Origin of the sequence: Mesorhizobium sp. M7A.F.Ca.CA.002.15.2.1 (genome assembly GCF_003998715.1) — a bacterium.
Taxonomy (GTDB): Bacteria; Pseudomonadota; Alphaproteobacteria; order Rhizobiales; family Rhizobiaceae; genus Mesorhizobium; species Mesorhizobium ciceri.
This window is the reverse complement of record NZ_RZPI01000523.1, coordinates 1-4,089: the sequence shown is the minus strand read 5'-3', so window position 1 is coordinate 4,089 and position 4,089 is coordinate 1. Positions and strand designations below refer to the sequence as shown.

7 protein-coding genes are annotated in these 4,089 nt (G+C 62.7%); 3 read left to right on the top strand and 4 right to left on the bottom strand.

Annotated elements, in window-relative coordinates:
* Positions 1–34: 34 nt before the first annotated feature.
* From ENZ74_RS24170 to ENZ74_RS24160, 3 genes are read right to left on the bottom strand one after another with little or no spacing between them, the layout of a single operon-like run.
* Positions 35–388 carry a TIGR04076 family protein gene (locus tag ENZ74_RS24170; protein WP_013532978.1) on the bottom strand — a complete coding sequence of 118 codons (354 nt, stop codon included), beginning with the start codon at positions 386–388 and terminating at the stop codon, positions 35–37.
* A 1-nt stretch (position 389) separates the two neighbouring features.
* Complete coding sequence (locus ENZ74_RS24165; RefSeq protein WP_013532979.1) at positions 390–872, bottom strand: DUF3830 family protein; 483 nt, start codon at positions 870–872, stop codon at positions 390–392.
* Entirely contained in the window at positions 869–1,603 is a 735-nt protein-coding gene (locus tag ENZ74_RS24160) for a GntR family transcriptional regulator (protein WP_082826661.1), read from the bottom strand. The genes ENZ74_RS24165 and ENZ74_RS24160 overlap by 4 nt, the downstream gene beginning before the upstream one ends.
* 126 nt (positions 1,604–1,729) lie before the next feature.
* Between ENZ74_RS24160 and urtD the strand changes: the two genes are divergently transcribed.
* The 3 genes from urtD to ENZ74_RS24145 all read left to right on the top strand — a co-directional run bounded on the left by urtD (position 1,730) and on the right by ENZ74_RS24145 (position 3,711).
* A complete protein-coding gene (gene urtD, locus ENZ74_RS24155) occupies positions 1,730–2,500 on the top strand; it encodes an urea ABC transporter ATP-binding protein UrtD (protein WP_281059724.1) in 771 nt (256 codons plus the stop codon).
* Between the two features lie 69 nt (positions 2,501–2,569).
* Entirely contained in the window at positions 2,570–3,265 is a 696-nt protein-coding gene (gene urtE / locus ENZ74_RS24150) for an urea ABC transporter ATP-binding subunit UrtE (protein WP_013531845.1), read from the top strand.
* A gap of 269 nt (positions 3,266–3,534) precedes the next feature.
* Complete coding sequence (locus ENZ74_RS24145; RefSeq protein WP_013531844.1) at positions 3,535–3,711, top strand: hypothetical protein; 177 nt, start codon at positions 3,535–3,537, stop codon at positions 3,709–3,711.
* Between the two features lie 44 nt (positions 3,712–3,755).
* On the opposite strand, the gene ENZ74_RS24140 is transcribed toward ENZ74_RS24145, so the two are convergent.
* A partial coding sequence (locus ENZ74_RS24140; RefSeq protein WP_127313035.1) for a diguanylate cyclase occupies positions 3,756–4,089 on the bottom strand: 334 nt, incomplete at its 5' end.

Genomic DNA, 4,089 nt, shown 5'->3' with positions numbered 1-4,089 from the left:
GTGTAGCCGGGGCCGAGTTCGAAGGTCTTGGCGGTCATCTAAGGTCATCCTCTTTCGGCAGCGGCACCGCCGTCGTCTCGGCGTGGCTGAACCGCCGCTTGGCGGCCCTGACGATCCGCAGCCGGCTGCCGCAATTGGGATCGGGACAAGCGATCTCGGCGTCCGAGGTCATCCAGTCGTTCGGGTGGGTTGGGCGCTGCTTGGCTGCCAGCAGCGGCAACACGGCGGCGATCGAATAGATCGAAAAACCCTGCCCTGCCGGCATCGACAGCATCTCGCCCTTGAGCTCGAAATAGTCGCCTTCCTTGGCGCCGCAATAGATAGGTTTGTCCTTGGGGATGATCGCCTCGACGCGAAGGTCGAACAGCTCGAAACCGTCGTCGGCCATGTCAGGCCTCCATCAGGCTGAAGGTGACATCGCAGGCGCCGTTGCGGCGGATGACACCGCACGCGGCGGCGAACCGGTCACGCTCTTCGACGCGCACCTGCGCCACCACACTGCCGGCCAGCCAGCCTATCGGGAACAAGAGCCGCGCGCCCTGCCCGTAGTAGAGGCCAATGTCGAAGATCGCATTGGGATTGCCGCCCCACATGCGTGGCGGCACGTAGGACAGTACGATGTCGCCCGGCTGCGGGTTCAGCGTCGCGTTCTCGGCCGGCAACGGTTTTGCATAGGCCTGGCCCTCGAGGTCGGCTGATGGAACCGGACAGGAAATCTCAGGCCCCGTCCACATCGCATGGATGCCCGGAACAACGCGTGGCGTGCCGAGGTAGGCCAAGAGGAAGGCAGCGTTTTCCGGCGCCTTCTCGGGCAGCAGCAATGCCGTTACGGAAAGCTGCGAGCGCGGCTCGGTGATCCTGATGGCGGTCATGTCTGGTCTTTCACGGCGGCGGCCTGCAGCTTGCTGCGCAGGAAGGTGAAGGGTCGGCTGATGTCGGCGACCAGCGACTCGCGCGCCGCCTGCGCATCCTGCGTGGACAGCGCCGTGACGATGCGGCGGTGATATTGGGCGGTGTCGACCTCGCCGGCTTCCGAGAAGGCGTAGATGGCGACACGAATGCAGGGACCCGATTGCAGCCACAGGCTCTCGATCATCGGGATCAGCACGGCCGAACCGCAGGAGCGGTAGATCTCGAAATGAAAGCTCTGGTTGAGCGTCACTTCGCGGTCGACGTCCTTCTTGTGTTTCAAAGCCCGCATCTCGTCCCATTCGGCGAGGATGGTTTCGATGGTGGCGATCTGGCGCGGACCCATGCGGGCGGCGGCCAGCGCGATCGCCTCGCCCTCGATCAGGATGCGAGCCCGCAGGAGATCGTCGAGGCGTTCCAGCGTGATCGGCGGCACGCGCACCGAACGGTTGGGCAGCGCCTCCAGCGCCTTTTCCGTGATCAGCCGGCCGAGCGCCTCGCGCACCGGCATGGTCGAGGTGACCAAGGCGTCAGCCAGGCCACGGATGGTCAGCACCTGGCTCGGTTCGAACAGGCCGCCAATCAGGGCGCGGCGCAGCTCGGAATACACGCGGTCCTGCACGGTCTCGCGGCCGACCGGCGCAAGCTGGGCCGCGATCACCTCGTTGTTCTTTTCGATGGCAGCCTTTTGCATGGAATTCCGTTCGTGGCCGGTTTTCGGCTTGCGGAGGAAATTAAAGCCGAATAGCGTGATCAACGCAAGTGTGATCACAAATCATAATCAGGAGGCGGCAGCGATCGTCTTCGGCCAGAGGGTTTGATGAGCGAGGCAACCAAACGGCAAGGGGAAATCCGCGCGCCGGTTCTGACGGCAAGGAATGTCGTCAGGCGGTTCGGCGGCCTTGTCGCGGTCAACGACGTCTCGTTTAACGTCAAAGCGGGCGAAATCCTCGGCCTCATCGGCCCCAACGGCGCCGGCAAGACGACGATGATGGACATCGTCACCGGCAAGACGCGGCCCGACGAGGGCGAAGTGTTCTTCGACGGCCAAGTCGATCTGACCAAGCACGACGAGGCCGAGATCGCAATGATGGGCATTGGCCGTAAATTTCAGAAGCCGACCGTCTTCGAAAGCCACACGATCGAGGAAAACCTGATGCTGGCGCTGAAGGGTCCTCGCTCGATCTTCCCGGCGCTGTTTCACCGCCGCTCGGCCGCCGAGACGCGGCAGATTGATGACATCCTCGGCATCATCCGGCTTGGCGACAAGCGTGACGAACTGGCGGCCAATCTCAGCCATGGGCAAAAGCAGTGGCTGGAGATCGGCATGCTCTTGGCGCAGGACCCGAAACTGCTTCTGGTTGACGAGCCGGTCGCCGGCATGACCGATGCCGAGACCGAGGAAACCGCGCGGCTGCTCAAGGATATCGCCCGCGACCATTCGGTCATCGTCGTCGAGCACGACATGCATTTCGTGCGCGAGCTCGGCGTCAAGGTCACCTGCCTGCACGAGGGCTCGGTGCTCTCGGAAGGCACACTCGATTTCGTGTCGGCCGACGAGCGTGTCGTCGAAGTCTATCTGGGGAGATGAGCATGGTCTGGCGGGTTCAGTTCCATCACTTCGATCTGTCGTTTCTCAGGTTCTGGAGACGGCGCTGACATGCTCGAAGTTTCCAATGCCACGCTGCACTACGGCGCCGCCCAGGCGCTGCGCGGCGTATCGCTGAAGGCGGGCGCCGGCAAGATCACCTGCGTGCTCGGCCGCAACGGCGTCGGTAAGACCAGTTTGATGAGATCGATCGTCGGCCACCACCGGCTGACGAGCGGAAGCGTTGCCTTCGAGGGGAAGGCGCTCGACCGGAGCGCGGCGTATGACCGCGCCCGGTCGGGCATCGCATTCGTACCGCAGGGCAGGGAGGTCTTTCCGCTGCTCACCGTGCGGGAGAACCTGGAATCAGGCTTTGCGCCGCTGAGGCGAGCCGACCGCAACATTCCGGCGCATGTCTTCGAATTGTTCCCTGTGCTGAAGCAGATGCTCGGCCGTCGCGGCGGCGATCTTTCCGGCGGCCAGCAGCAACAGCTCGCCATCGGGCGGGCGCTGGTGATGCGGCCGAAACTGCTCGTGCTCGATGAACCGACCGAGGGCATACAGCCGTCGATCATTAAGGACATCGGCCGCGCCATCCGCTATCTACGCGACCAGGCGGGCATCGCCGTGCTTTTGGTCGAACAATATCTCGATTTCTGCCGCGAGCTCGCCGACGAGGTCAACATCATGGACCGGGGCGTGATCGTCCATACCGGCCCGGCTGAAGATTTAGACCGGGCTGATGTGCGGAAGTTCCTTACCGTCTAGCATTGGCGGTGAACTTCAGTTGGCGATCCGAAGTTCTTGCCAAGTCCAATATTTCTCCATCCGATCACCTGCGTCTCTGGCACGCTCAATATCGCGTGCTAGTCTTTTCCATGGCTTTGTGAGTCGGCCGCTTCCGTATCAGTCTGGTTATCGCAGATCGAGGACCACGGCCAATGCCGGGCAAGTTTCACGCAAGCAAGGCTGCCTAGCTTCCCTCCTGCGATCTCTGTCGTTCAAACGCGTTTGGGCACACAGGCTAAGGGACAGCCATGGAACGTTACGTCGAGGATTACCAGAAGCGGCGGCTTACCGAACGCGTCGACATCATCGCTGCCATCAATATCTTGAGATCACAGGGCTGCGACTACGACGATCTGATCGAGGAGATCACCAAGGTCTTCTATGTCGATCTCGATACCTTCAATGAGATTGTCATGGCGGCCTAGGAGCCGCATTCGTCTCCCCACGATCAGAGGCCGGTGTTGCGCGATTAGCTTGCGCGCCTGAACGGAGATGCGGTGACGCGGTTACGGCCTCCGCGCTTGGCGTCGTAGAGCGCCTTGTCGGCGGCGTTGAGCACCTTGTCGAAGCCGAGGCCTTCCTTGGTGCCGAAAGCAAATCCGGCACTGACGGTGCATATCAGCGAGCCTGTCTCGGTTTCGATGCGGTGCGCGGCGAAAGCTGCCCGTATGGCCTCGGCGGTGGCCTCCACCGTTTCGGGCAAGGTCCGCTTCAGCACCAGCGCGAACTCCTCGCCGCCCATGCGCGCGGCGACGTCGGCCGGGCGGCGATTGCTGGCGAGTTCCCGTGCAAACACCCTCAGC